The organism is Acinetobacter portensis, from assembly GCF_023158935.1.
Lineage (GTDB): Bacteria > Pseudomonadota > Gammaproteobacteria > Pseudomonadales > Moraxellaceae > Acinetobacter > Acinetobacter faecalis.
The window spans coordinates 2,399,886-2,423,162 of record NZ_CP096120.1 but is presented as its reverse complement, the minus strand read 5'-3'; the positions used below and the strand labels follow the sequence as shown (position 1 = coordinate 2,423,162).

General features: G+C 37.7%; 27 protein-coding genes and 1 pseudogene. 18 read left to right on the top strand and 10 right to left on the bottom strand.

Going from position 1 to position 23,277, the window contains the following annotated elements; translation table 11 throughout:
* Positions 1 to 208 precede the first annotated feature (208 nt).
* From MZO21_RS12055 to MZO21_RS12045, 3 genes and pseudogenes are all read left to right on the top strand, one after another.
* Positions 209 to 1,156 (top strand): pirin family protein, encoded by a 948-nt coding sequence (locus tag MZO21_RS12055; RefSeq protein WP_154773181.1) that lies wholly within the window; start codon positions 209 to 211, stop codon positions 1,154 to 1,156.
* Positions 1,157 to 1,172: 16 nt separating this feature from the next.
* Complete coding sequence (locus MZO21_RS12050) at positions 1,173 to 1,571, top strand: OsmC family protein (protein WP_154773180.1); 399 nt, start codon at positions 1,173 to 1,175, stop codon at positions 1,569 to 1,571.
* 164 nt (positions 1,572 to 1,735) lie between these two features.
* A pseudogene (locus MZO21_RS12045) lies at positions 1,736 to 2,107 on the top strand (glutathione S-transferase); the annotation flags it as partial.
* A 52-nt stretch (positions 2,108 to 2,159) separates the two neighbouring features.
* Here the strand turns inward: MZO21_RS12045 and MZO21_RS12040 are convergent.
* Together MZO21_RS12040 and argS are read right to left on the bottom strand one after the other, a co-directional pair.
* Positions 2,160 to 2,756, bottom strand: coding sequence for an SPOR domain-containing protein (locus MZO21_RS12040; RefSeq protein ID WP_171501311.1), 597 nt, complete (start codon positions 2,754 to 2,756; stop codon positions 2,160 to 2,162).
* 291 nt (positions 2,757 to 3,047) lie between these two features.
* The gene (argS, locus tag MZO21_RS12035) at positions 3,048 to 4,838 is read right to left on the bottom strand and encodes an arginine--tRNA ligase (RefSeq protein ID WP_154773178.1); all 1,791 of its coding nucleotides are present in this window, start codon (positions 4,836 to 4,838) and stop codon (positions 3,048 to 3,050) included.
* Between the two features lie 215 nt (positions 4,839 to 5,053).
* Here argS and MZO21_RS12030 point away from each other — a divergent pair, with 215 nt between their 5' ends.
* Both MZO21_RS12030 and MZO21_RS12025 read left to right on the top strand, forming a co-directional pair.
* The gene (locus tag MZO21_RS12030) at positions 5,054 to 5,320 is read left to right on the top strand and encodes a DUF2798 domain-containing protein (RefSeq protein ID WP_248103095.1); all 267 of its coding nucleotides are present in this window, start codon (positions 5,054 to 5,056) and stop codon (positions 5,318 to 5,320) included.
* Positions 5,321 to 5,669: 349 nt separating this feature from the next.
* Positions 5,670 to 7,370, top strand: a complete 1,701-nt coding sequence (locus tag MZO21_RS12025; protein WP_248103051.1) for an NAD-dependent malic enzyme — start codon at positions 5,670 to 5,672, stop codon at positions 7,368 to 7,370.
* A gap of 48 nt (positions 7,371 to 7,418) precedes the next feature.
* Here the strand turns inward: MZO21_RS12025 and MZO21_RS12020 are convergent, their stop codons facing one another.
* On the bottom strand, positions 7,419 to 8,339 hold the full coding sequence (locus MZO21_RS12020) for a Dyp-type peroxidase (protein ID WP_154773176.1): 921 nt from the start codon (positions 8,337 to 8,339) through the stop codon (positions 7,419 to 7,421).
* Between the two features lie 161 nt (positions 8,340 to 8,500).
* On the opposite strand from MZO21_RS12020, the gene MZO21_RS12015 reads away from it, so the two are divergent.
* Entirely contained in the window at positions 8,501 to 9,121 is a 621-nt protein-coding gene (locus tag MZO21_RS12015) for a LysE family transporter (RefSeq protein ID WP_248103054.1), read from the top strand.
* Between the two features lie 259 nt (positions 9,122 to 9,380).
* Here the strand turns inward: MZO21_RS12015 and znuB are convergent, their stop codons facing one another.
* Genes znuB through MZO21_RS12000 form a run of 3 tightly spaced genes read right to left on the bottom strand, consistent with a single transcriptional unit; the run spans position 9,381 to position 11,446 of the window.
* Positions 9,381 to 10,181: a metal ABC transporter permease gene (gene znuB / locus MZO21_RS12010; protein ID WP_248103057.1), complete on the bottom strand. Its 801-nt coding sequence runs from the start codon at positions 10,179 to 10,181 to the stop codon at positions 9,381 to 9,383.
* Between the two features lie 3 nt (positions 10,182 to 10,184).
* Positions 10,185 to 10,967, bottom strand: coding sequence for a metal ABC transporter ATP-binding protein (znuC, locus tag MZO21_RS12005; protein ID WP_248103060.1), 783 nt, complete (start codon positions 10,965 to 10,967; stop codon positions 10,185 to 10,187).
* Positions 10,949 to 11,446: a transcriptional repressor gene (locus MZO21_RS12000; protein ID WP_154773172.1), complete on the bottom strand. Its 498-nt coding sequence runs from the start codon at positions 11,444 to 11,446 to the stop codon at positions 10,949 to 10,951. Before MZO21_RS12000 ends, znuC begins: the two co-directional genes overlap by 19 nt.
* Positions 11,447 to 11,580: 134 nt before the next feature.
* On the opposite strand from MZO21_RS12000, the gene MZO21_RS11995 reads away from it, so the two are divergent.
* From MZO21_RS11995 to MZO21_RS11940, 12 genes are all read left to right on the top strand, one after another.
* Positions 11,581 to 12,420 (top strand): metal ABC transporter solute-binding protein, Zn/Mn family, encoded by an 840-nt coding sequence (locus tag MZO21_RS11995; protein ID WP_248103063.1) that lies wholly within the window; start codon positions 11,581 to 11,583, stop codon positions 12,418 to 12,420.
* A 171-nt stretch (positions 12,421 to 12,591) separates the two neighbouring features.
* The gene (locus MZO21_RS11990) at positions 12,592 to 12,990 is read left to right on the top strand and encodes an ATP synthase subunit I (RefSeq protein WP_154773170.1); all 399 of its coding nucleotides are present in this window, start codon (positions 12,592 to 12,594) and stop codon (positions 12,988 to 12,990) included.
* Between the two features lie 106 nt (positions 12,991 to 13,096).
* Complete coding sequence (gene atpB, locus MZO21_RS11985; RefSeq protein WP_154773169.1) at positions 13,097 to 13,972, top strand: F0F1 ATP synthase subunit A; 876 nt, start codon at positions 13,097 to 13,099, stop codon at positions 13,970 to 13,972.
* 87 nt (positions 13,973 to 14,059) lie between these two features.
* On the top strand, positions 14,060 to 14,305 hold the full coding sequence (atpE, locus tag MZO21_RS11980; protein WP_000424060.1) for a F0F1 ATP synthase subunit C: 246 nt from the start codon (positions 14,060 to 14,062) through the stop codon (positions 14,303 to 14,305).
* Between the two features lie 38 nt (positions 14,306 to 14,343).
* A complete protein-coding gene (locus tag MZO21_RS11975) occupies positions 14,344 to 14,814 on the top strand; it encodes a F0F1 ATP synthase subunit B (RefSeq protein ID WP_154773168.1) in 471 nt (156 codons plus the stop codon).
* 12 nt (positions 14,815 to 14,826) lie between these two features.
* Positions 14,827 to 15,363 carry a F0F1 ATP synthase subunit delta gene (locus tag MZO21_RS11970; RefSeq protein ID WP_154773167.1) on the top strand — a complete coding sequence of 179 codons (537 nt, stop codon included), beginning with the start codon at positions 14,827 to 14,829 and terminating at the stop codon, positions 15,361 to 15,363.
* A 42-nt stretch (positions 15,364 to 15,405) separates the two neighbouring features.
* On the top strand, positions 15,406 to 16,950 hold the full coding sequence (atpA, locus tag MZO21_RS11965) for a F0F1 ATP synthase subunit alpha (RefSeq protein ID WP_248103066.1): 1,545 nt from the start codon (positions 15,406 to 15,408) through the stop codon (positions 16,948 to 16,950).
* An 89-nt stretch (positions 16,951 to 17,039) separates the two neighbouring features.
* Positions 17,040 to 17,909, top strand: coding sequence for a F0F1 ATP synthase subunit gamma (gene atpG / locus MZO21_RS11960; protein ID WP_154773165.1), 870 nt, complete (start codon positions 17,040 to 17,042; stop codon positions 17,907 to 17,909).
* A gap of 26 nt (positions 17,910 to 17,935) precedes the next feature.
* Positions 17,936 to 19,330: a F0F1 ATP synthase subunit beta gene (gene atpD / locus MZO21_RS11955; protein WP_104221778.1), complete on the top strand. Its 1,395-nt coding sequence runs from the start codon at positions 17,936 to 17,938 to the stop codon at positions 19,328 to 19,330.
* Between the two features lie 26 nt (positions 19,331 to 19,356).
* A complete protein-coding gene (locus tag MZO21_RS11950; protein WP_154773164.1) occupies positions 19,357 to 19,776 on the top strand; it encodes a F0F1 ATP synthase subunit epsilon in 420 nt (139 codons plus the stop codon).
* A gap of 83 nt (positions 19,777 to 19,859) precedes the next feature.
* Positions 19,860 to 20,162 (top strand): hypothetical protein, encoded by a 303-nt coding sequence (locus MZO21_RS11945; protein WP_248103069.1) that lies wholly within the window; start codon positions 19,860 to 19,862, stop codon positions 20,160 to 20,162.
* Between the two features lie 56 nt (positions 20,163 to 20,218).
* Positions 20,219 to 20,521 (top strand): hypothetical protein, encoded by a 303-nt coding sequence (locus MZO21_RS11940; protein WP_248103072.1) that lies wholly within the window; start codon positions 20,219 to 20,221, stop codon positions 20,519 to 20,521.
* Positions 20,522 to 20,529: 8 nt separating this feature from the next.
* Here the strand turns inward: MZO21_RS11940 and MZO21_RS11935 are convergent, their stop codons facing one another.
* The 4 genes from MZO21_RS11935 to MZO21_RS11920 all read right to left on the bottom strand — a co-directional run bounded on the left by MZO21_RS11935 (position 20,530) and on the right by MZO21_RS11920 (position 23,204).
* Positions 20,530 to 20,970 (bottom strand): AAA family ATPase, encoded by a 441-nt coding sequence (locus tag MZO21_RS11935; protein WP_154773711.1) that lies wholly within the window; start codon positions 20,968 to 20,970, stop codon positions 20,530 to 20,532.
* Between the two features lie 42 nt (positions 20,971 to 21,012).
* Complete coding sequence (priC, locus tag MZO21_RS11930) at positions 21,013 to 21,582, bottom strand: primosomal replication protein PriC (RefSeq protein WP_154773710.1); 570 nt, start codon at positions 21,580 to 21,582, stop codon at positions 21,013 to 21,015.
* A gap of 140 nt (positions 21,583 to 21,722) precedes the next feature.
* On the bottom strand, positions 21,723 to 22,265 hold the full coding sequence (locus MZO21_RS11925; protein WP_248103075.1) for a glutathione peroxidase: 543 nt from the start codon (positions 22,263 to 22,265) through the stop codon (positions 21,723 to 21,725).
* A gap of 189 nt (positions 22,266 to 22,454) precedes the next feature.
* Positions 22,455 to 23,204 carry a helix-turn-helix transcriptional regulator gene (locus MZO21_RS11920; protein WP_154773708.1) on the bottom strand — a complete coding sequence of 250 codons (750 nt, stop codon included), beginning with the start codon at positions 23,202 to 23,204 and terminating at the stop codon, positions 22,455 to 22,457.
* Positions 23,205 to 23,277: the final 73 nt, after the last annotated feature.

Sequence of the window (23,277 nt, the reverse complement as noted above, 5' to 3'; positions counted from 1 at the left end):
GTGAGTTACTTATTTAAATATAAGTTTATAAGTTAATTGAATTTTCTATTTATTAAATATTCACATTGTTGAATGTAGCATTGTCCTATAAGTAATATTCTGCATACCAATATAGGGATGGGCGTATATCAAAATAAAGGCTAATATCTCATTATTCTATGTAGCCATTTTATCTAAAAAGATAGCCACTCATGTTAAGGATAAATTTATGACAAATACAAATTATACAGAACTGTCAAAGTCAGATGAATGTGAAAAGTTTATTAATCAATTTATCCAAGACATTCCATTACGTAGTGCAGAAATTGGTCGTGGCACAATTATTAAACGTGCGTTACCTAGCCGTCATAAAAGAATGATTGGTGCATGGTGTTTTCTAGATCATGCTGGGCCTGTAACTTTTCCAGAAGGTGAAGGTCTAGATGTAGGTCCGCATCCGCATATTGGTTTGCAGACTTTTACGTGGATGATTGAAGGTACGATGATTCATCAAGATAGCGTGGGTTCTGAGTTATTAATTAAACCGAAACAAGTAAATTTAATGACAGCGGGTCACGGTATTTCTCATACAGAAGTTGCACCAGATACAGAAACTAAAATGCACGCAGCACAGCTTTGGATTGCATTGCCAGATGACAAAATAAATATGGCACCGCGTTTTGATCATTATCCTGAGCTACCTGTGGTAGAAAAAGATGGTGTGGAATTTACAATTTTAGTTGGTGAGTTTTTAAATACAAAGTCTCCAGTTGAAGTGCATACAGAACTTTTAGGTGTAGATTTAGCTGCAAAAGCGCCTGCAACAACACGTTTAAAATTGAATCCTAAATTTGAATATGGATTTATGGCATTGGAAGGCACGGCAACAATTAATGGGCATGAGCTAAACAATGACAACCTTTTAGTTTTAGAACCAGGTGTTACAGAAATTGACGTTCAAATTCATGAAGATTCACGTGTTTTATTGTTGGGCGGAGAACCATTTGAATCGCCAATTTTATTGTGGTGGAACTTTGTTGGGCGTACTCAAGAAGAATTGAAACAAGCACTCGAGCAATGGAATAATCACGATGCACGTTTTGGTACAATTCCAAGCTATGAAGGCCCAAGATTAGAAGCACCTACATTCCCAGATAAAATGAGAGCATCAAAATAAAAGAAGGAGCTTCAACATGGCAGTTATTGCAAATGCAAAAGTTTTAACTTTAAAGGAGCCTTGGTCGGGTCAGGTGAATAGTGGTAAACATCAACTTATTACAGATAAGCCTGAATCCTTTGGTGGGCAAGATCAAGGTTTAGCACCTTACGATTTTATTTGTGCAGGATTAATTTCTTGCACAATGATTACCTTGAGAATGTACGCTCAACATAAAGGTATAGCGTTGGGTGAGTTCACTGTTGAAGCTGACTTTAAAGCCAATAAGGAAGGTGAAGAGTGGATTGAGCGACGTTTACATTTTGTAGATTCATTGAGTGAAGAATTGCAGAAAAAGGTTTTGGATATTTGCTCAAAAACACCAGTGACTAAAACACTATTACGCAGTTTGAAAATTAATACGCAACTTGTATAAAACTAAAAGAAGATATTTCGGTGGTGTTTCAAAAAGTATGCTGATTATATTTTAACCACAATTGATATCTCATAAAGCATTAAAAATATAGTGAATTTAATTTACTTATTTTCAATTTCTCTATTGACAGAATTAACTAGCATACTTTTTGAAACACCACCAAATATTGGATGCATTATGCCGAAGGTTCTCTTATGCCTTATTTAGTGATGACTTTAGTACTTACAAATGTACCTAAGCATGTGCCTTGGTTAATTAAGCCTGTTGCTAAAAAAATTACAGGAGGCATTAAGGCTGGTTTTATTCATCCTCGAATGAAAGAGCATATTTTATTTTTGGAAGATTATTTGGCAAAGAATAATTATTTTGCAGGAGATTTTTCTTTTGCTGATATTCAAATGTCATTTCCATTGATGGCAATACAAGACCGAATGGGCGGTGATTATCCAAATATTTCTACTTATTTAGAGCGAGTTAAGCAAAGAGTTGCATTTAATCGGGTAAAAATTCGAGAACAAAATTTATCTAAATCATAAGAATTTTGAAAATAAAAAAAGATGCTTTAAGCATCTTTTTTTATAAATTTAATTAGCGTTTTACAACAATTGAGTCGATACCACTATGTTGTAAGGTTTGCTGAGCAATAAGAGCTGCTTCTTGCGAATCATAAGGACCTGAAATAACGCGGTACCAAACTTGACCACCTTCTGTTGTTTTCATCACATCGGCAGATAAGCCATTCAAAATAATTTCAGCGCGTCGAGCATCTGCTGCATCAGGGTCGCTATAACTACGAACTTGTAATATGTAGTTTGCTTTTGGCGCAACTGGTTGTGCGCTTAATCCTGTTGCTTCTGAAGCAGGTTGATTATTTGCAGGTGCTTCAATAATGACTACAGGGCTTTTATCTTTGGTTTCAGGAACGGCTTGTTCAGGAATAGGTGTAACTTGTTGTTGAGGCAATAAATCGTAAAAACGGTAATCTTTGTTGGTTTCTTCTTTATTTTGTTGGGAAGTGATTTGGTCTTTGGGTTTAACAGGCTCCCAAGGTTTCCATAATAAAAGTGCTACAGCAAAAGAAAGCACAATTAAAATAATCACAAGTGTTCCTAGCCAAGCAGGAATAAGTGGCTTTTTAGGTTTATTCGGTCTTTCTGATACGCCGCGTTGAGTTTTTCCAAACACGAGGGAACCTCATTATTATTCGTTACGATATGACCATAAGATGATACTTAGTAAGACAGAGAACTTATTGCTTTTAGTATCTTACTTAGTTGTTGATATTACAAGAAAAGGTGTTTCCTGTAATCTCCTTTTTGTGAATAGAAAGATCATGCTAAAAAACATGATCTTTCTTGAATTGCTTCAAAGCTTTTGGTTTTGCTTCATTGCATATCAACAATGTCTAACATGCAATGTTTACTACTCACTTCGAGCAAAGCTCTCGTCTTGCGAGCATGCAAAGCAATGCTTTGCTTACATGCTCTCAGGAGCAGATACGCCAAGAAGTTCTAAACCATTCTTAAGTACTTGTTGAACGTTTGCAGATAACAATAAACGTGCTTGAGTAAGTTCAGCATCATCACCTAAAACTTTATTTTCGTTGTACCAACCGTGGAACAATGCAGCAAGTTCTTTTAAGTAGTTACCAACTTGATGAGGTTCATAGCTGTTCGCAGCACGAGTTAAAATTTCTGGGTATGCAGCAAGTTTAGCAAGTACTTCAGTTTCTGCATCAAGCTCAAGTTTTGCAGCGAATTGACGCGCATTTTCAGTAGAGAAAGTAATGCCTGTTGAAGCAGCTTTTTCTAACATACGGCAGATACGTGCATGTGCATATTGAATGTAATACACAGCATTATCTTTGCTTTGCGAAACTGCAAGATCTAAGTCAAAATCAATGTGTTGTTCAGACTTACGCATTACATAGTAGAAACGTGCAGCATCAATACCCACTTCTTTACGAAGGTCGCGCAAAGTTACGTATTGACCAGAACGAGATGACATTTGAACCATCTCACCGCCACGCCACAAGCTTACGAACTGAACTAAAAGAACAGTTAACTTTTTAGAGTCATAACCTAAAGCATCAATTGCTGCTTTTACACGTGCGATATAACCGTGGTGATCTGAACCCCAAATATCAATAATATCTGTGTAGCCACGTTGAAGTTTGTTCAAGTGATATGCAATGTCAGATGCGAAGTAAGTTGTTTGACCATTACGACGTTTTACAACACGGTCTTTTTCATCGCCAAATTCAGTCGATTTAAACCAAATGTTGCCATCTTTTTCGTATAAGAAGCCACGTTGGTCTAAAGTTTGAAGTGCTTCTTCAATTTTTTCAGTTAAAGTTGCTTCACTGAACCAGTTATTGAATGTTACGCCAAATTCACCAAGGTCATCTTTAATGTCATCTAAAATGGCAGTTAAAGCTGCTTGATGGAAAACGCGGTAGCCTTCACCAATGAGTGTTTGAGCGTTAAAAATTAAACCATCAATGTGCTTTTCTTTGTCACCTGAAAGTACAACTTTGTTGCCATCAGCATCTAGCTCAGCAGCAAATTGAACATCTTCAGGAACATCTTTATATACGTCTGCAACAGGGCGTACGTGTGCATCACCATCTTTATCAATAATGCTTTGTGCGATTTCTTTAACATAGTCGCCTTGGTATGCATTTTTAGGGAATGCAAGTTCTTGACCTGTAAGCTCTAAATAACGAAGGTATGTAGATGTTGCAAGGATGTCCATTTGACGGCCAGCATCATTTACATAGTATTCGCGGTCAACTTTAGCGCCAGTGGCTTCAAGCAAGTTTGCAACAGTCATACCGTATGCAGCACCACGACCATGACCTACGTGTAGGCTTGATGTCGGATTTGCAGAAACAAATTCAACTTGAATGCGTTTTTCAGCATTTGCTTGAGTACGACCAAATAGATTTTTTTGTGCTTGAATTTGATCTAAAACAACAAAGCGCTGGTCTGCATTTAAGAAGAAATTGATAAAACCAGGACCTGCAATTTCTGCTTTGCTAATGTCTGCAACTTCAGGAAGATTCGCAAGAATTTTTTCGGCTAAATCACGTGGTTTCATACCAGCAGCTTTAGAACCAATCATCGCAATATTAGATGCGAAATCGCCATGACTTCGGTCTTTAGTGCGAGTCAAAATGCTTGTATTGTTCCAGTCAGATGGGAGTACACCTTCAGCTTGAAGGGATTGCACTGCATGATCGAGCGCTGCTTGTATTGCCGTATTCATAATCAGTCGAAAAAGATGTCGCAGAAAAACGCTAAATATAGCAAATTTCGAGGTCTTTAGGTAAACGCAATTGTACTGAATGAATATTGTTCGATGATTTTTTTAATATTTAATGAATTTTTAGTGAATAAATAAGAATAAGTAATTGGTTTGTGGCATATTCTAAGCCAAATTTAATAAATAAAAATGGAATTGAAGTGTCTAGAAAACTTCCAATGATATTTGGCAATGTTCCAAAGCTTTCAGTGAAATGGGCAGCTGTTGTTATCCCGTTTTTTCTATCATGCTTAATGAGTGGAATTATTTCCTTTATTAATATGCTACGAAATGTGGGTTGGTACGACGGCTTTCTTGCATTTTGGTTTGAAAATTGGATGTTGTCTTGGGTTGTCGCATTTCCTGTGGTATTGGTCTTATTGCCTTGGGTGAGATGTTTGGCAAGTATTTTTGTTGATATGAGACAGATTATGCCTCCAAAGTAATTTGCTTAAATAAAAGTCAAATATGCTACTTGGTATTTCTTTAAGAAATGACAAATTTCGTAAAATGGAATCATTTTCAGATTTATAAGAAATCGTACTAATTCACAAAATTTAAGTTTTTTATAAAAATAATAATAAAATTACCCTTTATTCATCAAAATAAGCAATTTTTTAGATAAAAATTATAAAAAATGCCATTTTTATTTATTGGCTAAATCATCTTAAAATTACTATCAATTAACTAAATGACATTTTTTGATGAAATGACGCTAAGCTATAGCAAGAAAATAGAGATGGAATAAATTTTCCCATTTTATTTCATCCGGTGACCCGCACAATGAGATCGGAAATGACATCAGACTTAAGCAAAGTTAAAAAACCTTTATATATTCCTTACGCAGGTAACACCCTTTTAGAATTGCCTCTTTTAAACAAAGGGTCAGCATTTAGCGACGAAGAGCGTACAACTTTTAATTTAAATGGATTAATTCCGCGTGTAGTTGAAACAATCGAAGAGCAAAGTCAGCGTTCATATCAGCAATATAGTGCTTTTGATGAAGCCATTAATAAACATATCTATTTACGTAATATTCAAGATACCAACGAAACACTGTTCTATCACTTAGTTGAAAATCGCTTAAGTGAAATGTTACCAATTATTTATACACCAACTGTAGGTGAAGCATGTCAGCGTTTTTCTGATATTTATCGCCGTCATCGTGGTGTGTTTATCTCATATTCAGACCGTGATCAAATTGATGAAATTTTACATAATGTGAATAAAAAAAATGTGAAAGTTATCGTAATTACGGATGGTGAACGTATTCTTGGTCTAGGTGACCAAGGTATTGGTGGTATGGGTATTCCAATTGGTAAATTATCGCTATATACAGCATGTGGCGGTATTAGCCCTGCATACACATTACCAATCACCATTGATGTAGGTACAAATAACGAAGAATTGTTAAGCGATCCTATTTATATGGGGTTAAAGCACCCGCGTATTCGAGGTGAAGAATACTATAACTTTGTTGATAAAATTATCGCTGCGATTCAACGTCGTTGGCCAAAAGTGTTAATTCAGTTTGAAGATTTTGCACAAGTAAATGCAATGCCTTTATTGAACAAATACAGAGATAAAGTGTGTTGCTTTAATGATGATATTCAAGGTACGGCAGCAGTTTCAGTAGGTAGTTTAATAGCTGCTTCACGTGCAGCAGGTAAGCAATTAAAAGATCAGGTTGTTACTTTCTTGGGTGCTGGCTCAGCGGGTTGTGGTATTGCGGAACAAATTGTTTCGCAAATGGTTGCAGAGGGTTTAACGGATGAGCAAGCACGTAAACGTGTATTAATGGTTGATCGCTTTGGTTTAGTCACACATAAGCAACCAGATTTACTCGACTTTCAAAGCAAATTGGCACAAAACCATGACGATGTTTCTGCGTGGGCATCTGAAGGTGACATCATCACATTATTAGATGTTGTTAAAAATGCCAAGCCATCTGTATTAATTGGTGTATCTGGTCAGCCGGGTTTATTTACAGAAGAAGTTATTAGAACGCTTGCTCAGCATTGCGAACGTCCAATTATTTTGCCTTTATCTAACCCAACTTCGCGAGTTGAAGCTGTGCCAGCAGATATTATTAAATGGACGGAAGGTCGAGCGCTTATTGCAACGGGTAGCCCATTTGAACCTGTAGAATATGAGGGTAAAACATTTAATATTTCTCAATGCAATAACTCTTATATTTTCCCAGGTATAGGTTTGGGTGTATTAGCTGTTGGTGCAACGCGTGTAACTGAAAGCATGCTAATGGCATCAAGTAATGCTTTGGCAGACTGTTCTCCAAAATTGCAAAATATTGATGCAGATTTATTACCTGATTTAAATGAGATTCAAAAAGTTTCAAAAATCATTGCATTTAAAGTTGCAAAAGCAGCAATGGAAACAGGTGTCGCTCCTATTATAAGTGATGATTTATTAAATAAAGAAATTGAAAATAATTTCTGGAAACCAGAGTATCGAGATTATAAACGCGTTACTTATTAATTAGCATTCTAAATAAAAGGGAGCAATTACTCCCTTTTATTTAGAAAATCAACTTTCTAAAATTGTTTCGAGTAATGCTTCGCTTGGCGCAAAGTAATATGCACCATCTTTTGGTGTTACAAAGTGAAGTAGACGATCATGAATACCATCGCCACTTGTACCAAACATGCGTAAAAGCATTGAATCTATAATTGATAAATTGTTGGTATATGCAATAAAAAATAGACCTTGGTCACCTTTACCATCACCATAAGGAAGTGAGTGACGAAGAATAGCCATTTCTTCACCTTCATCATCTTCTACAACGGTACGAGAAACGTGAGAGTTATTCGGTTGAACATCATCATCTAGTTCAATACTTTCTAATTTAGTACGACCGATCACTTGCTCTTGCACATCAACTTTTAGTTTTTTCCATTTTTCCAAATTGTGTGCGTAGCGCTGTGCAAAAATGAAAGATCCATCCGCAAATTCATCTGCATCTTCAGGTAAAAGGGCTGTTTCAGCGCGATCATCTGGAAATTGGGGGTTTTCGGTGCCATCAATAAAACCTGTTAAATCTCGACCATCAAATTGGCGGAAGCAAACGCGCTCATCTAAAACTTCAACTTTGTCTTGAATGCCATCAAAGAATGATTGACTAAGTGCAAAACATAAATCTGCGCGTTGAGCTGCAATATGAATAATCACATCGGCAGGAACAACTGGCATTTCAAATGAACCGTGAATGGGTGCAAGTTGATTGAAACCTTCAGGGCGTTTTGAATAAAGTTTGTCCCAAAGTTCAGGTCCAAATGCAATTGCGGTCTTAATATCTGCTTGTGGATGTTGGCTAATAAGGCGATCACGTGTTGATATTAAATCTTCAAATTTTTCTTTAAGTTCTTCAATGCTTAAATCTTTTAAACGTAAAACAATAAATCGAGCATGATCTGATGGTAATGGCAAAATTACAGATTGGGCGGTCATTCATGGCTCCTGAAAATTTATCTTTTTTGCAGACTTTGCTTATTGTGCCTGATGGTAAAAGCTGTGAATAGTATAAAACAAATAATTCACTATTGAATTTTAAAGCTATGAAAAGTGGAATAGTTTTATAATACGTCGATTTTATTTTATGCGGTTCAATCATGTCCTATCAAATGTGGATTGCCTTCATGCTTGCATGTTGGGTGATTAGTATTTCTCCAGGAGCGGGTGCTATTGCATCTATGTCGAGTGGGCTCAACTATGGTTTTCGACACGGATACTGGAATGTTCTAGGGTTGCAATTGGCATTGGTAGTACAAATTGCAATTGTTGCAGCAGGGGTTGGGGTTTTATTTACCACAAGTCCTTGGGCATTTTTAGTTGTGAAATGGTTTGGTGTGGCTTATTTATTATATTTGGCTTATTTGCAGTGGAATGCACCTGCGCAATCTATAGATATTAAAAATGATTTGCCAAATAAATCTCGGACTCAGCTTGTGCTCTATGGTTTTTTAGTCAATATGAGTAATCCGAAAGCGATTGTGTTTTTACTAGCTGTGTTGCCTCAATTTTTAGATTTGGCAAAGCCTCAGTGGCCTCAATATACAATTATGGCAATAACAATGATTAGTATAGATTTGATTGTAATGGCGGGTTATACAGGCTTAGCTGCGAAAGTATTAAGAATGTTGAAATCTGCGAAACAGCAAAAAATGATGAATCGTACATTTGCTGTGCTCTTTGCATGTGCTGCAAGTTTACTTAGTTTTGTGCATCAGTAGAGTGATTTGAATAAATTTTGAAGAAATGAAAATTTGATTAAAAAAAGAACAGAAAGTGTTTGACTCTTTTTAAAAATGTGATATATTTCACAATATAAAAACAAAATAAGAAAAAACTCCACAAGTTTTGCATTTTAAGACTCTTTAGCTCCCCCAAGCTAAGGAGTCTCTTTTTATTTACACTTTTTCAAAAATCAAAGCTCAAAATAAAAACAGCCATCTTTAAAGATGGCTTTCTATTTATTCATTTATGTATGAATTAAACGATTTTTTTAACTTTTTGAATGAAAAATATTGTGGCAAACAGAATAGACATCGTTAAAACAATGCTTAGTCCTGTAGAGATGTCTAGACCTGCACTTGACCATAAGCCAACACTTACGCCAATTTGTGCGATTACAAATGCCCAAATAACCATTTGTTTGGGTGAATGTGCAAGTAGGCGAGCGGTTAAAGCAGGAATAACTAACAAAGCACCCATAAGTAAAGAACCAACAGCACGTAAAGCCAATACTGTAAATAATGCAAGTAATAACATGAAAATTAGGCGTTGCCAATTTGCATTCACACCTTCACTTATTGCAATGTCTGGATCAATCGCAATTTGAATTTGTGCTGTCCAGTACTTGTAAAGAATAGCAAGCGCAATTGCAATAACAGTTGCAAATACAGGTAAATCTGCCCAAGAAATTTGTAAAAGATCGCCAAATAAATAGCTTAAAAGTTCGGGACGTAGCGTAGGTAAATACTGAATGAGCAGTAAACCAGAGCATAAGAGTGTTGCTGAACAAAGTGCAAGAAGTGCATCATTTGGAAGTCTAGGATCGTGTAGAACCCATAAAACAGCAACTAATAATAATGCTAAAAAAGTTACACCAACCCATAAAGGCAAACTTAAAATACCTGCGACAGCAACGCCAAGTAGTGTTCCATGCGCCATCGTGTCAGCAAAAAATGACATACGACGCCACAACATCAAACATCCTAGTGGTGCAGTTAGAAACACAAGTAATGTTCCCATTGTCCATGCAGGTAATAGTAGTTGTAACCATTCCATCATGGCTTAAGCTTCCGGTTCTGGGTGAATGTGTGGGCGTGAATCATGTTCGCAAGTTGTTGCTGTATCACCATGAGCACAATGATTGTGATGATGTTGATAGAAAACGCGATTTGTGCCGAAAATGGCTTGGTATGCAGGATCTTGCTGAATGTTTTCAGGCAGACCGCTACAACAAATATGCTTATTTAAACAAACAACGCGTTGTGTACCCTGCATCACCCATTGTAAATCGTGTGAAACAATTAAAATTGAGCAACCATATTTTTTAGGAAGGCTACGAACATAATCATAAAGTTCGGCTTCAGACTGAATATCTAACCCTTGCATAGGTTCATCAAGCACTAAAACATTCGGTTGTCTGAGCAAAGCGCGTGCTAATAAAACACGTTGACGTTCACCACCTGAAAGTTGCTGAACTTTTGCATTCTCTAGTTTAGCAATACCTGTATCTTGAATAATTTGCGCTTTAATTTCTGGTGAGCAAACTTCTAAATTTAATAAGTCTTTTACACGTAAAGGTAAACTATGAGACGGGTTGAACTTTTGTGGCACATAAGAAAATTTAAGATGAGCATTTGTGTGAATGCTGCCTGATTTTGGTTTCACAATTCCAAGCAAAACTTTAATTAATGTTGATTTTCCTGCACCGTTTGGGCCAATAAGCGTGACAATTTCACGATCATGCAAAGTGAAATCAACATTTTTTAAAATTTCTTTATCATCTATATGAACAAAAATATTCTTTAGCTCAATGACAGGAGTTCCAGTTATTGCTTGTTGCGACACTGCTGACAAACTCCAGAAATTTCAATAATGCTGTGATGGGCTGTGAAGTTGTCTGCAGCAGATAAAGTTGCAAGTTGTTGTAGTAATCCTTGGGCAGATGCTTCAGTAACAGATTTACATTCTGTACAAATTAAAAATGCTGCTTGATGTCCTTCACGAGGATGGCAACAAGGAATATAAGCATTAATAGAAGTGAGGCGATGAATAAGCCCTTTTTCTAATAAAAAATCTAAAGTCCGATAAACGGTAGGAGGGGCTGCAGGTCGCTCTGAACCGCCTTTTAATTTTGCTAAAAGGTCATACGCACCAACAGGTCCTGAAGCAGAAAGAATGAGTTCTAAAACTTCTTTACGCAATGGAGTGAGGCGTGCACCTGTCGATGCACAAAGACTTTCGGCATCTGCTAGGCGTTGATCAACATTGTGATGACCGTGTACGCCGTGTAAAGCATCGTGATGTTCATGAGAACATGAGCCCATAGCAACCTCATGGATTTAGAGTAAAAAATATACGTTGAATTTTAACATGAAGTGAGTGGAGTTTCGATTCAGGATATATATTTTTATTAATTTGTTATACTATAACATCCTCAAAAATTTTAAGCGATTTTTCCATGTCTCGTTTTTTTGCATTTTGTATATTTACTGTGATGAGTAGTTTGAGTTGGTCTCAAGCGATCGTGGTTTCTACACATCCAATTTATTTAATTGCTGAAAAAATTACAGAAGGTGTGGAAAAGCCAACTTTATTATTAAAAGATCAGTCAGGTCATGATGTAACATTAACGCCTGCACATCGTAAAACTATTCAGGAAGCTGAATTGGTTGTTTGGCTTGGCCCCCAGCATGAAGCACCATTAAATAAATTATTGGTAAATAATGCTTCAGCAATTTCAATTCTAGAATCTGGAATTGTGCAAACATTGCCACAACGTGATGCTCGTGGAAAAGCAATTAAAGGTACTTTAGATACGCATGTTTGGTTAGATCCCAATAATGCTGTTCGTATTGGTTTCTTTATTGCAGCATTACGTTCACAGCAAAAACCAGAATTTAAAGCTGAATATTGGGCAAATGCTCAGAAGTTTGCAAAAGATATGTTGTTGGCTGCAAACAAGTTAAATATTACTTCTGCGGCAAAGCCTTATTGGTCATTTCATGACGCATACCAATATTTAGAGCGTTCATTGAATTTGAAATTTTCGGGCGCTTTAACGACAGATTCGCATATGGCACCAACTGTAACTCAAATTAAATACTTAAATGACAGTCGTCCAATGACAAAAATGTGCTTACTTGCAGAAGGTCATGCAAGTAAAAATCAATATCAAAAATTAGGTGATATCTCCTTTCAAAAGGTTGATGAAAGTATGAGTGGGGAAGGGGACTTTGTTGTAGGTTGGGCTAATTTGACTCAAGAAGTTCAAAAATGCGTATTAAGTACACGAAAGTAAACTATTTATTAAGCAAAAATAAACATAAAGATAATGTTACATAGTTGCAAAAAAACTCGACTTAGGTCGGGAAACGATTGCATGTTTAGGGGGCTAACTCTATAATGCCTCCGATAAAAATCGATCACCTGATAAACTTGTCAAGCATTAGTGCTGTAAGTGGAAATGTATATGAGCCGAACTAGTCGCATGATTGATCGACGATTAGCGAAAGCTTTAATCCTCATACAAGCATGTATGATTCCTGTTTCAGCCTTGATTGCGTTGGTCTTGAAAGACACAACTGCCGCTTATAGCGCCGCTCTTGGAGCGTTAGTTTGCTGGTTAGCGAGTAGTTATTTTTCTTGGCAGTCGTTTCGAACGGCAGGCGCGCGAGCAACGAAGCAAGTTCTTTTGAACATGTATAGGGGCATGATGGGCAAGTTTGCTATAGTGATCATTGGATTCATTTTAATTTTGAGCAATGTTAAACCGTTGTCAGCGGGAGCATTGTTTTGTGGGTTTATGCTCGTTCAAGCCATGTCGTGGGTTGCACCTTTTTGTGTATCACGCCTTCAGAAACGAGTTTAAACGCAACAAAAAATTGAAAAGTTTTTTTGGAGTGGAGCGAGATATCAAGCAGCACGCGATATTCGTTTTCTCTATATTAGTATTTGACATTGACCAGGTGTGATTTATGGCTGCTGAAGAACATGCCCTTACTTCGACCGAGTATATCAAGCATCACTTAACGAACATGACTTACGGCAAAATGCCGGATGGTTCTTGGAAGTTAGCTGAAACTGCTGATGAAGCTCAACAGATGGGGTTCACTGCTATTCACTTGGATTCTATGGGTTGGTCTATCACGCTCGGTGTGATTTTCTGTTTGTTATTCTGGTGTGTAGCGAAAGCTGCAAACTCTGGTGTTCCTACCAAGTTCCAGTCTGCAATTGAAATGATCATTGAGTTTGTTGACTCAAGTGTTCGCGACACTTTCCATGGCAAATCACGTTTAATTGCTCCATTAGCATTAACCATCTTCGTGTGGATTTTCCTCATGAACGCGATGGACTTAATACCAGTTGACTTTATCCCGTATACAGCTCAATTGATTGGTGCACACGTATTTGGTATGGATCCTCACCACGTTTACTTCAAAATTGTTCCATCTACTGACCCTAACATTACCCTTGGTATGTCATTGTCTGTATTTGTTCTTATTTTGTTCTATAGTATCCGTGAAAAGGGGATTGGTGGTTTTGTTGGCGAATTGGCACTTAACCCATTTAACCCAAGTAACCCAGTTGCAAAAGCGTTATTAATTCCAGTTAACTTAATTCTTGAATTAGTAACATTCCTTGCACGTCCAGTTTCATTGGCTCTTCGACTTTTCGGTAACATGTATGCAGGTGAGTTAATCTTCATCTTAATCGCGTTATTACCGTTCTGGATCCAATGGGCTCTGTCTGTGCCTTGGGCGATCTTCCACATTCTTGTTATTACGCTACAAGCATTCATTTTCATGATGCTAACTATCGTATACTTGAGTATGGCTAGCGAAAAACATTAATGGTAATGCTTAACTATCATAAGATGGTTAAGCCTATAATTTTCTTTAATTTAACTTGGTATAAAACCTAACCTCTGAGGAATTATCATGGAACTCACTTTAGGTCTAGTTGCAATCGCATCTGCTATCTTGATCGCTTTTGGTGCTTTAGGTACTGCGATTGGTTTTGGTCTATTAGGCGGCCGTTTCCTTGAAGCTGTAGCTCGTCAACCAGAATTGGCTCCACAACTTCAAACTCGTATGTTCTTAATCGCGGGTCTTCTTGATGCTGTGCCTATGATCGGTGTTGGTATTGGCTTGTTCTTCATCTTCGCTAATCCATTTGTAGGTTAATCAGCTTAATTCCTAAATTAAACTATTGAGGAATAGCAATGAATATCAACCTCACATTGATTGGCCAAGCGATTGCTTTTGCGATTTTTGTCGCATTCTGCATGAAGTTTGTATGGCCACCACTAATCAATGCGATTAGTGAGCGTCAGCGTAAAATCGCTGATGGCTTAAACGCAGCTGAAAAAGCGAAAGCTGATCTTGCGGATGCGCAAGCTCAAGTGAAAGCGGAATTAGACGCGGCTAAAGCACAAGCGGCTCAATTGATCGAACAAGCGAACCGTCGCGGTGCGCAATTGATTGAAGAAGCGCGTACTCAAGCATCTGCTGAAGGTGAGCGTATTCGTCAACAGGCTAAAGAAGCTGTTGATACTGAAATCAATTCTGCTCGTGAAGAATTACGTCAACAAGTTGCTGCTCTTGCAGTTGTTGGTGCTGAGAAAATTCTTAGCCAACAAGTTGACGCAGAAGCTCACAATGCCATGCTGACTCAGCTGGCTGCTAAACTTTAAGAGAGGCGGATTATGGCTGAACTCTTGACGTTGGCACGCCCATACGCTAAAGCAGCATTTGCGTACGCTTCTGAGCAAAGTGCGACTGACTCTTGGTCAACAGCACTTGAATTGCTCAGTGCTGCGGTGCAAGACGAAGCATTTTCAGCTTATCTAAATCGCCCTGAGCTTACTCCTGCTGAGCAGGTAAGTGTTATTGTTAAAGTTTTAGGTGAAGACCAAAACGTTTCAGTGTCTAACTTTTTGACATTGCTTGCCGAAAATGGCCGTTTATCTCTTCTTCCTGAAATTGCAGCAGAATACGAACAGCTCAAATCACAGAATAACAATACTGTGGATGTTGTGATTGAATCAGCATTCCCATTGACTTCTGTACAAGAACAATTACTTGCACATGCATTAGAGAAAAAATTCGAAGCAGCAGTAAACGTTTCTGTAGAAGTTAAACCAGAGTTAATTGCTGGTGTGGTTATTCGTGCAGGCGACCAAGTGATAGATGATTCTGCGCTTAACAAGCTTGAAAAAATGCGGACTCGTCTTCTTGCTTAATGGCTCGAAGACTGAACTTTAAAAAGATTGAGGTATAGCGCAATGCAACAACTGAATCCATCCGAGATCAGTGCGCTCATTAAACAGCGTATCGGCGATCTGGACACCAGCGCAACCGCTAAGAACGAAGGAACCATTGTTATGGTTTCCGACGGTATTGTGCGTATTCACGGCCTTGCTGATGCAATGTACGGTGAAATGATCGAATTCGACGGCGGCCTTTATGGTATGGCACTGAACCTAGAACAGGATTCAGTGGGCGTCGTTGTTTTAGGTAACTACTTAAGCCTTCAAGAAGGTCAAAAAGCTCGTTGCACAGGTCGTGTATTAGAAGTTCCGGTTGGTCCAGAACTTTTAGGCCGTGTAGTAGATGCTTTGGGTAACCCAATTGATGGTAAAGGCCCTATTGATGCAAAATTAACTGATGCTGTTGAAAAAGTAGCACCAGGCGTAATTTGGCGTCAATCAGTGGATCAACCTGTACAAACTGGTTATAAATCAGTAGATACAATGATCCCTGTAGGCCGTGGTCAACGTGAGTTGATCATTGGTGACCGTCAAACTGGTAAAACAGCAATGGCGATCGACGCGATCATCGCTCAGAAAAACTCTGGCATTAAATGTGTATACGTAGCGATTGGTCAAAAACAATCGACTATCGCTAACGTTGTACGCAAGCTAGAAGAAACTGGCGCTATGGCGTATACAACTGTTGTAGCAGCAGCGGCAGCGGATCCAGCAGCAATGCTTTATCTTGCTCCATACTCTGGCTGTACAATGGGCGAATACTTCCGTGACCGCGGTGAAGATGCGTTAATCATTTATGATGACTTGTCTAAGCAAGCTGTTGCTTACCGTCAAATTTCATTGCTTTTACGCCGTCCACCAGGTCGTGAAGCTTACCCAGGTGACGTGTTCTATCTACATTCACGTCTACTTGAACGTGCTTCTCGTGTATCTGCTGACTACGTTGAGAAATTCACTAATGGTGAAGTTAAAGGCCAAACTGGTTCATTAACTGCATTACCAATTATTGAAACTCAAGCGGGTGACGTATCTGCATTCGTACCAACGAACGTAATTTCGATTACTGATGGTCAGATCTTCTTAGAAACATCATTATTCAACGCAGGTATCCGTCCTGCTGTGAACGCGGGTATCTCTGTATCTCGTGTTGGTGGTTCTGCGCAAACTAAGATCATCAAAAAATTGTCTGGTGGTATCCGTACCGCTTTGGCTCAATATCGTGAATTAGCAGCGTTTGCTCAGTTCGCTTCTGATCTTGATGAAGCAACTCGTAAGCAATTAGAACATGGTCAACGTGTAACTGAATTAATGAAGCAAAAACAATATGCTCCATATTCAATTGCTGACCAAGCTGTTTCAATTTATGCATCTAACGAAGGCTACATGGCTGACGTAGAAGTTAAGAAAATCGTTGCATTTGATGCTGCGTTAGTTTCTTACTTCCGTTCAGAACACGCAGCGTTAATGCAAAAGATTGATGAGACTGGTGCTTGGGATAAAGATATCGAAGCAACATTCAAAGCAGGTATTGAAAGCTTTAAAGCGACTCAAACTTACTAAGTTTCAAACTGTTGAAATTTAGTGTTGGTTTGGTTCACGGAATCAACCTTCGGAGGCTCGCAAGGGCCTTCGAATACTAGGTTAAGCGTATGGCAAATTTAAAAGAAATTCGCGCCAAAGTAGCTAGTATCAAAAGCACGCAGAAAATTACTCGCGCGATGCAGATGGTAGCAGCTTCTAAGATGCGTCGTGCGCAAGAGCGCATGGCTCAAGGCCGTCCGTATGCCGAAAATATGCACCGTGTAATTGCTCATTTGGTACAAGCGAATCCTGAATACAAACACCGTTATATGGTTGAACGTCCTGTTAAGCGCGTTGGCTATATCATTGTGTCATCAGATCGTGGTTTGGCAGGTGGCTTGAACATTAACTTGTTCAAGAAGGTTGTTAAACATGTACAGCAACAACAAGAGCAGTCAATTGAAGTTCAATTTGCTTTAATTGGTCAAAAAGCGGTTTCGTTTTTTAAAAACTACGGCGGTAAAGTTCTTGGTGCGACTACGAATGTAGGCGATACTCCAAGTCTTGAACAGTTAACTGGTTCTGTACAGGTAATGTTAGATGCTTACGATAAAGGCGATTTAGATCGTATTTATTTAGTTTCTAACGGCTTTGTAAACGCCATGACTCAAGATCAAAAAATCGAACAACTTGTTCCTTTAGCTGCGTCTGAAGATGACAAGGGTCTAAACCGTCAATATGGTTGGGATTATATCTATGAGCCAGAAGCTGAAGAGCTTTTAAATGGTTTATTAGTTCGTTACATTGAGTCTGTGGTGTATCAAGGTGTGATTGAAAACATCGCGTGTGAGCAGTCTGCTCGTATGGTTGCAATGAAAGCTGCAACTGATAACGCTGGTGATCTCATCAAGAACCTACAACTTATTTATAACAAGCTGCGTCAAGCCGCGATTACTCAGGAAATTTCTGAGATCGTTGGTGGTGCCGCTGCCGTTTAACATTATTTTGAATTGAGGAGACAGCAATGAGTAGCGGTCGTATCATTCAGATCATCGGCGCGGTTATCGACGTCGAGTTTGAACGCAACAGCGTTCCTAAGATCTATGACGCTCTCCATGTTGATGGTACTGAAACTACATTAGAAGTTCAGCAACAACTTGGTGATGGCGTAGTTCGTACTATTGCAATGGGTTCTACTGAAGGCCTTAAGCGTGGTTTGAACGTAACTAACACTAACGCGCCTATCTCTGTACCAGTTGGTACAGCGACTCTTGGTCGTATCATGGACGTTCTTGGTCGCCCTATCGACGAAGCTGGTCCTGTTGCTACTGAAGCGCGTTTACCAATTCACCGTCAAGCGCCATCTTACGCTGAACAAGCTGCTTCTACTGACCTTTTAGAAACTGGTATTAAAGTAATTGACTTACTTTGCCCGTTCGCTAAAGGTGGTAAAGTTGGTTTATTCGGTGGTGCCGGTGTTGGTAAAACTGTAAACATGATGGAGTTGATCAACAACATCGCTAAAGCTCACTCAGGTTTATCTGTGTTTGCTGGTGTTGGTGAGCGTACTCGTGAAGGTAATGACTTCTATCACGAGATGAAAGACTCTAACGTACTTGACAAAGTAGCGATGGTTTACGGTCAGATGAACGAGCCACCAGGTAACCGTTTACGCGTAGCGTTGACTGGTCTTACTATGGCTGAGTATTTCCGTGACGAGAAAGACGAAAACGGTAAAGGCCGTGACGTTCTATTGTTCGTAGATAACATCTACCGTTATACACTAGCAGGTACTGAAGTATCAGCACTTCTAGGTCGTATGCCGTCTGCTGTAGGTTACCAACCAACTCTTGCAGAAGAGATGGGTGTTCTTCAAGAACGTATTACATCTACTAAGTCTGGTTCTATTACGTCTATTCAAGCGGTATACGTACCTGCCGATGACTTAACAGATCCATCGCCTGCTACAACGTTTGCTCACTTAGACGCAACAGTTGTATTGAGCCGTGACATCGCATCTTCTGGTATTTACCCAGCGATCGATCCACTAGACTCTACTTCACGTCAGTTAGACCCATTAGTGGTTGGTACTGAGCATTACGAAATTGCTCGTTCAGTTCAAAACGTTCTTCAGCGTTACAAAGAATTGAAAGACATTATCGCAATTCTTGGTATGGACGAATTGGCAGAAGAAGACAAACTTACTGTATACCGTGCACGTAAGATCCAACGTTTCTTCTCTCAACCGTTCCACGTAGCTGAAGTGTTTACTGGTGCTCCTGGTAAACTTGTACCACTTAAAGAAACGATTCGTGGCTTTAAAGGTCTTTTAGCTGGTGAATACGATCATATCCCAGAACAAGCGTTCTACATGGTTGGTGGTATTGACGAAGTTATTGCTAAAGCTGAGAAACTTTAATTAGTTCCCTAATTTAGGAGATTCTCATGGCGACTATGCAATGTGACGTTGTAAGTGTAAAAGAGTCTTTGTACTCTGGCACTGTAACTATGCTAATTGCTAAAGGTGCTGGCGGTGAGTTAGGTATTATGCCTGGACATGCTCCGTTAGTAACTTTGCTTCAACCTGGCGCAATCCGCGTTGTGTTGGAAAACGGTACAGAAGAGTTAATCTATGTATCGGGTGGTGTTCTAGAAGTTCAACCGCATGTTGTTACTGTTCTTGCAGATACTGCAGTTCGTGCTGACAACTTAGATGAAGCTGCAATTATTGAAGCGCGTAAAAACGCTGAAGCATTGCTTGCAAATCAAAAGAGCGATTTGGACGCTGCTGCTGCATTGGCTGCTCTTGCAGAAACTGCTGCTCAGTTGGAAACGATCCGCAAAATCAAAAACCGCGCTCAATAAGACGCAGTTTGAGATTGAAAAAACCACCCGAAAGGGTGGTTTTTTTATGCTATAAATAATTAAAAATAAAAAGGGTGCTGAGTTTGAAAAAAATTTCGGAATTAAGCTTATTTAGACGCATGTTGTCGATGTTTTTATTTATTTTTTCATATACCTTACTAATTACACTTTGGTTCATCTTGCCTGTATCAACTGATAAAGGTGCAACTTTAGCTTCCTGTTTAAATACAGGAGCAACATTATATGCTGCAGTTGTTGCCTATCTATTACTTGATAACTGGAAAGAACAACATAGAGTAAATTATTTTAGTGGTTTAGGAAAAGATCTTATTTTACAATTAAAAAAACGCATGGATATTCCCTTGATCTCACAGCTCTTACTTTAGATTTAAAAAAATTACATTGTACAGGTAGGCCTGATAGACAGATTTTAATAGAACAAATGCATAATGCAGTATATCGAAATATAGAAAATATAACTAAATCTAATAATGATTTAATGCATGAAGGGCTATTTTATTTGGAGGTTAAAGACAATCAATTGTTAAAAAGTTATTTAATTGATTATTATGATCATATAAATAGTCTATTTGATGAAATATGCGATGTTGTAAGTACTAAGGGTAGTATTGAAACAGATAAGTTATTAAGTGATTTAGAAAATATTAATGATAATTTTGTTGATATTTCAAGAAAATATGTAGGTGAATTAATTAGCCTAATTAAAAAAGACTCGTGTTTATAAGTTTTAATTTAGTAGGTATTAATAATATCAAACTCCCCATTTCCCACAATTTTTATCTTGAATATCTCATCAAATCCTTCATCTAAACTCGGTATTTCTAGTTTCTTATAAGTTGCTCGGACACCAACTTCAGGAATACTGGCTTTGCCTGTACGGTGACTATTACGCTCTAAAGCACTATTCAAATCTGTTTCAAAATAATAAGAAATGACTTTAAAACCTGCATCTTTAGCACGTTGAATATAACGCGCTCTATCTGCTTTGGTAGGGTTGGTATTGTCTATAACCATTTTAGTTTTAGAAGCTAAACCTGCTTCAAAAATAATATTTTCACGATGGCGAGTTTTTAGCATATCTAAATTTATACGCAAATGACTATGCGCTAAATTCAATAAATAAAAACTCGACTTTCCTGAAGCTTGAACGCCTGTAAAAATAATTAACTGCATAAAGCATAAGAGATTAAAAGGAAGGTAGGAGTCTATAATAACTTAAGAAGACTCTTTGTCATTCGATGAAATCATCATGCTTGCAAGTTTAATCATTTCATCTTGAACGCTACCCATTTGCTGTTCAATTTTTTCTAAATCGACCTTAGATAAATCTAGATCACCATTCAAGAAAGAAGAATTTAAGACTTTTTCATTGGCAGATAAAATATTTGCACGGATACTATCAATTTCCTGACTCTTTAAATTTAAAGACTCTAAAACTTGATTCAATGCTTTTAATTGAGTTTGAAGCTGAGTTGCTGCTGTTTGTAATTGTTCATGATTTTGTGCATTAACCGCACTTTCAAGGTCGGTCTGCGTTTGTTTTAATTGCTCAATATATTCGCCAGCTTTCATTTGCATGTCTGCAACATCGCGAACAATATAAAGCATATTGCCACTTTTTAAATTTTCAGGTGCTTCATTATTAGATGAAACATCAAGAGATTGTTCAGTTTCACTTTTATCTGATGTGGTTTCAGGTAATTGATTTTGTTCACAACCAATTAAAAGAACTCCTGCGCTAAAAATAACAAAAGGGAGTAATGCACCTTGAATAACTTTTTTCATAATCAGCACAGCATTGATAAAGAGAGTTTTAATATAAGGGGGAAATGTGGAGAAAAAACAGATTTTTGCAAAGTTATAACATTACTTTTGTAAAAAAGAGCATGTGTATGCTCTTTTCTTCCTAATGGATTAAATGAAGCTTATTTTGCAAGTTCAGCATTAATTGCATCTACAATTCGAGCATCATCTGCAGTGATATCTGGCGCAAAACGCGCAACAATTTCACCTGTTTTAGACACAAGGAACTTTTCGAAATTCCATAAAATTTCAGGTGGTTCGTTTGGTGTTAAACCATAATCTACAAGATCTTTCCACCAAGGGCCTTCACCAATACGTTCTGGAATAGCTTGCGTTAAAGTTTGGTAAAGTGGATGCTTGTCTTCACCTGCAACAGAAATTTTAGAGAAAAGAGGGAAGTCTACTTTGTAATTTACAGAGCAAAATTCTTGAATTTCTTCATCTGAACCTGGTTCTTGAGCTAAAAAGTTATTTGCAGGAAATCCTAAAATTTCTAATCCTGCATTTTTCTTTTCTGTATAAAGTTTTTCTAAGCCCTCATATTGCGGTGTTAAACCACATTTAGACGCAACATTTACAAGAAGTAAAACTTTGCCTTCATATTGGTTAAGTGTGACATCATAACCCTGAATGGTTTTTACTGGAATGTTGTATACAGAAGCCATGACAAATTCTCTAATAATAAGTACTCAAATGTTTTAGCGGTTATTAATGAGAGGAGCAAGTGAATTTTTTGCTGAATTTGAGGTAAATTTGTACATTTAAAATAACTGAATATGAAAACAGCAATGTTATTTTTTAGTGCCGAATTAACTAAGATGATGTTTTTAGAATGCTGTTCTTTCAGGCTTGCATTAAGAAGATTTAAGTTGATTCGGTGTTTGATCTGTGTATCTTTTAAAAAACTCAATAAAGCTCGAGCTATGGTTATAACCTAAATCATATCCAATTTTTTTTATTGATTCCCCCTGACGTAATTGGGTAATGGCATATAAAATTTTAGCCCGATTACGCCATTCAGAAATCGTCATATTTAGTTCCTGTTGGCATAAACGTAATAAGTGACGCTCTGTAATTGGAGCTTGTGAAATGAGTTGATGAAGACTACATGCTAAATTTTTAGGAGAAGATAGTTTTTCTAAAACTTCTTTTAAAACAGGGTGGTTGCTTTGTGGTAAGTAGTGATTATATTTGGGTGCTACAATCAGTTGATCTAATAAAACTTGAAGTAAGTTGCGGTAAATATTTAAATTATTAGCATTAACTTTAAAATTTAAAACTTCCTCAACCAATGTTCGAAGAAAGAAACTTACTCCTAAAATTTCTGCATTTTTAGAAAAATGTTGGCATAAGTTCGGATGAAAGCGAATAGCGACATAATGAATTTTGGTTTGTTCAATTGCTTTACAGTGATGCGTTGTACGGGATGGAATCCAAATACCATAGCTAGGTGGAGATAATTGTGTATGTCCATCAATTTCATATTCTAAAATACCATTTAGGCAAAAATTAAAATCTCCCCAAATAGATGCATGGGGATTCACAACATCATCTTTTTCATAAAAAAATTCTTCTACTGTTATATATTTTTCAAGTTCAATCATGTCGTATAGGTTCAATGAGTTGGTGAGTTTTAGGAAATTATTCTTATTTTTACAATGTCGAATATACGGTATA

Excerpts from the sequence above, each read along its gene's own strand:
- MZO21_RS12025 (WP_248103051.1), top strand. The coding sequence starts at position 5,670 with ATGACATCAGACTTAAGCAAAGTTAAAAAACCTTTATATATTCCTTAC.
- MZO21_RS11925 (WP_248103075.1), bottom strand. The coding sequence starts at position 22,265 with ATGGCTTCTGTATACAACATTCCAGTAAAAACCATTCAGGGTTATGAT.
- MZO21_RS12055 (WP_154773181.1), top strand. The coding sequence starts at position 209 with ATGACAAATACAAATTATACAGAACTGTCAAAGTCAGATGAATGTGAA.
- MZO21_RS12000 (WP_154773172.1), bottom strand. The coding sequence starts at position 11,446 with ATGGGCTCATGTTCTCATGAACATCACGATGCTTTACACGGCGTACAC.
- atpB (WP_154773169.1), top strand. The coding sequence starts at position 13,097 with ATGGCTGCTGAAGAACATGCCCTTACTTCGACCGAGTATATCAAGCAT.
- MZO21_RS11940 (WP_248103072.1), top strand. The coding sequence starts at position 20,219 with ATGCATAATGCAGTATATCGAAATATAGAAAATATAACTAAATCTAAT.
- priC (WP_154773710.1), bottom strand. The coding sequence starts at position 21,582 with ATGAAAAAAGTTATTCAAGGTGCATTACTCCCTTTTGTTATTTTTAGC.
- MZO21_RS11920 (WP_154773708.1), bottom strand. The coding sequence starts at position 23,204 with ATGATTGAACTTGAAAAATATATAACAGTAGAAGAATTTTTTTATGAA.
- atpG (WP_154773165.1), top strand. The coding sequence starts at position 17,040 with ATGGCAAATTTAAAAGAAATTCGCGCCAAAGTAGCTAGTATCAAAAGC.
- MZO21_RS12050 (WP_154773180.1), top strand. The coding sequence starts at position 1,173 with ATGGCAGTTATTGCAAATGCAAAAGTTTTAACTTTAAAGGAGCCTTGG.
- atpE (WP_000424060.1), top strand. The coding sequence starts at position 14,060 with ATGGAACTCACTTTAGGTCTAGTTGCAATCGCATCTGCTATCTTGATC.
- atpD (WP_104221778.1), top strand. The coding sequence starts at position 17,936 with ATGAGTAGCGGTCGTATCATTCAGATCATCGGCGCGGTTATCGACGTC.
- MZO21_RS12020 (WP_154773176.1), bottom strand. The coding sequence starts at position 8,339 with ATGACCGCCCAATCTGTAATTTTGCCATTACCATCAGATCATGCTCGA.
- argS (WP_154773178.1), bottom strand. The coding sequence starts at position 4,838 with ATGAATACGGCAATACAAGCAGCGCTCGATCATGCAGTGCAATCCCTT.
- znuB (WP_248103057.1), bottom strand. The coding sequence starts at position 10,181 with ATGATGGAATGGTTACAACTACTATTACCTGCATGGACAATGGGAACA.
- MZO21_RS11975 (WP_154773168.1), top strand. The coding sequence starts at position 14,344 with ATGAATATCAACCTCACATTGATTGGCCAAGCGATTGCTTTTGCGATT.
- MZO21_RS12030 (WP_248103095.1), top strand. The coding sequence starts at position 5,054 with ATGATATTTGGCAATGTTCCAAAGCTTTCAGTGAAATGGGCAGCTGTT.
- atpA (WP_248103066.1), top strand. The coding sequence starts at position 15,406 with ATGCAACAACTGAATCCATCCGAGATCAGTGCGCTCATTAAACAGCGT.
- MZO21_RS11950 (WP_154773164.1), top strand. The coding sequence starts at position 19,357 with ATGGCGACTATGCAATGTGACGTTGTAAGTGTAAAAGAGTCTTTGTAC.
- MZO21_RS11935 (WP_154773711.1), bottom strand. The coding sequence starts at position 20,970 with ATGCAGTTAATTATTTTTACAGGCGTTCAAGCTTCAGGAAAGTCGAGT.
- MZO21_RS11970 (WP_154773167.1), top strand. The coding sequence starts at position 14,827 with ATGGCTGAACTCTTGACGTTGGCACGCCCATACGCTAAAGCAGCATTT.
- MZO21_RS11990 (WP_154773170.1), top strand. The coding sequence starts at position 12,592 with ATGAGCCGAACTAGTCGCATGATTGATCGACGATTAGCGAAAGCTTTA.
- MZO21_RS12015 (WP_248103054.1), top strand. The coding sequence starts at position 8,501 with ATGTCCTATCAAATGTGGATTGCCTTCATGCTTGCATGTTGGGTGATT.
- MZO21_RS11995 (WP_248103063.1), top strand. The coding sequence starts at position 11,581 with ATGTCTCGTTTTTTTGCATTTTGTATATTTACTGTGATGAGTAGTTTG.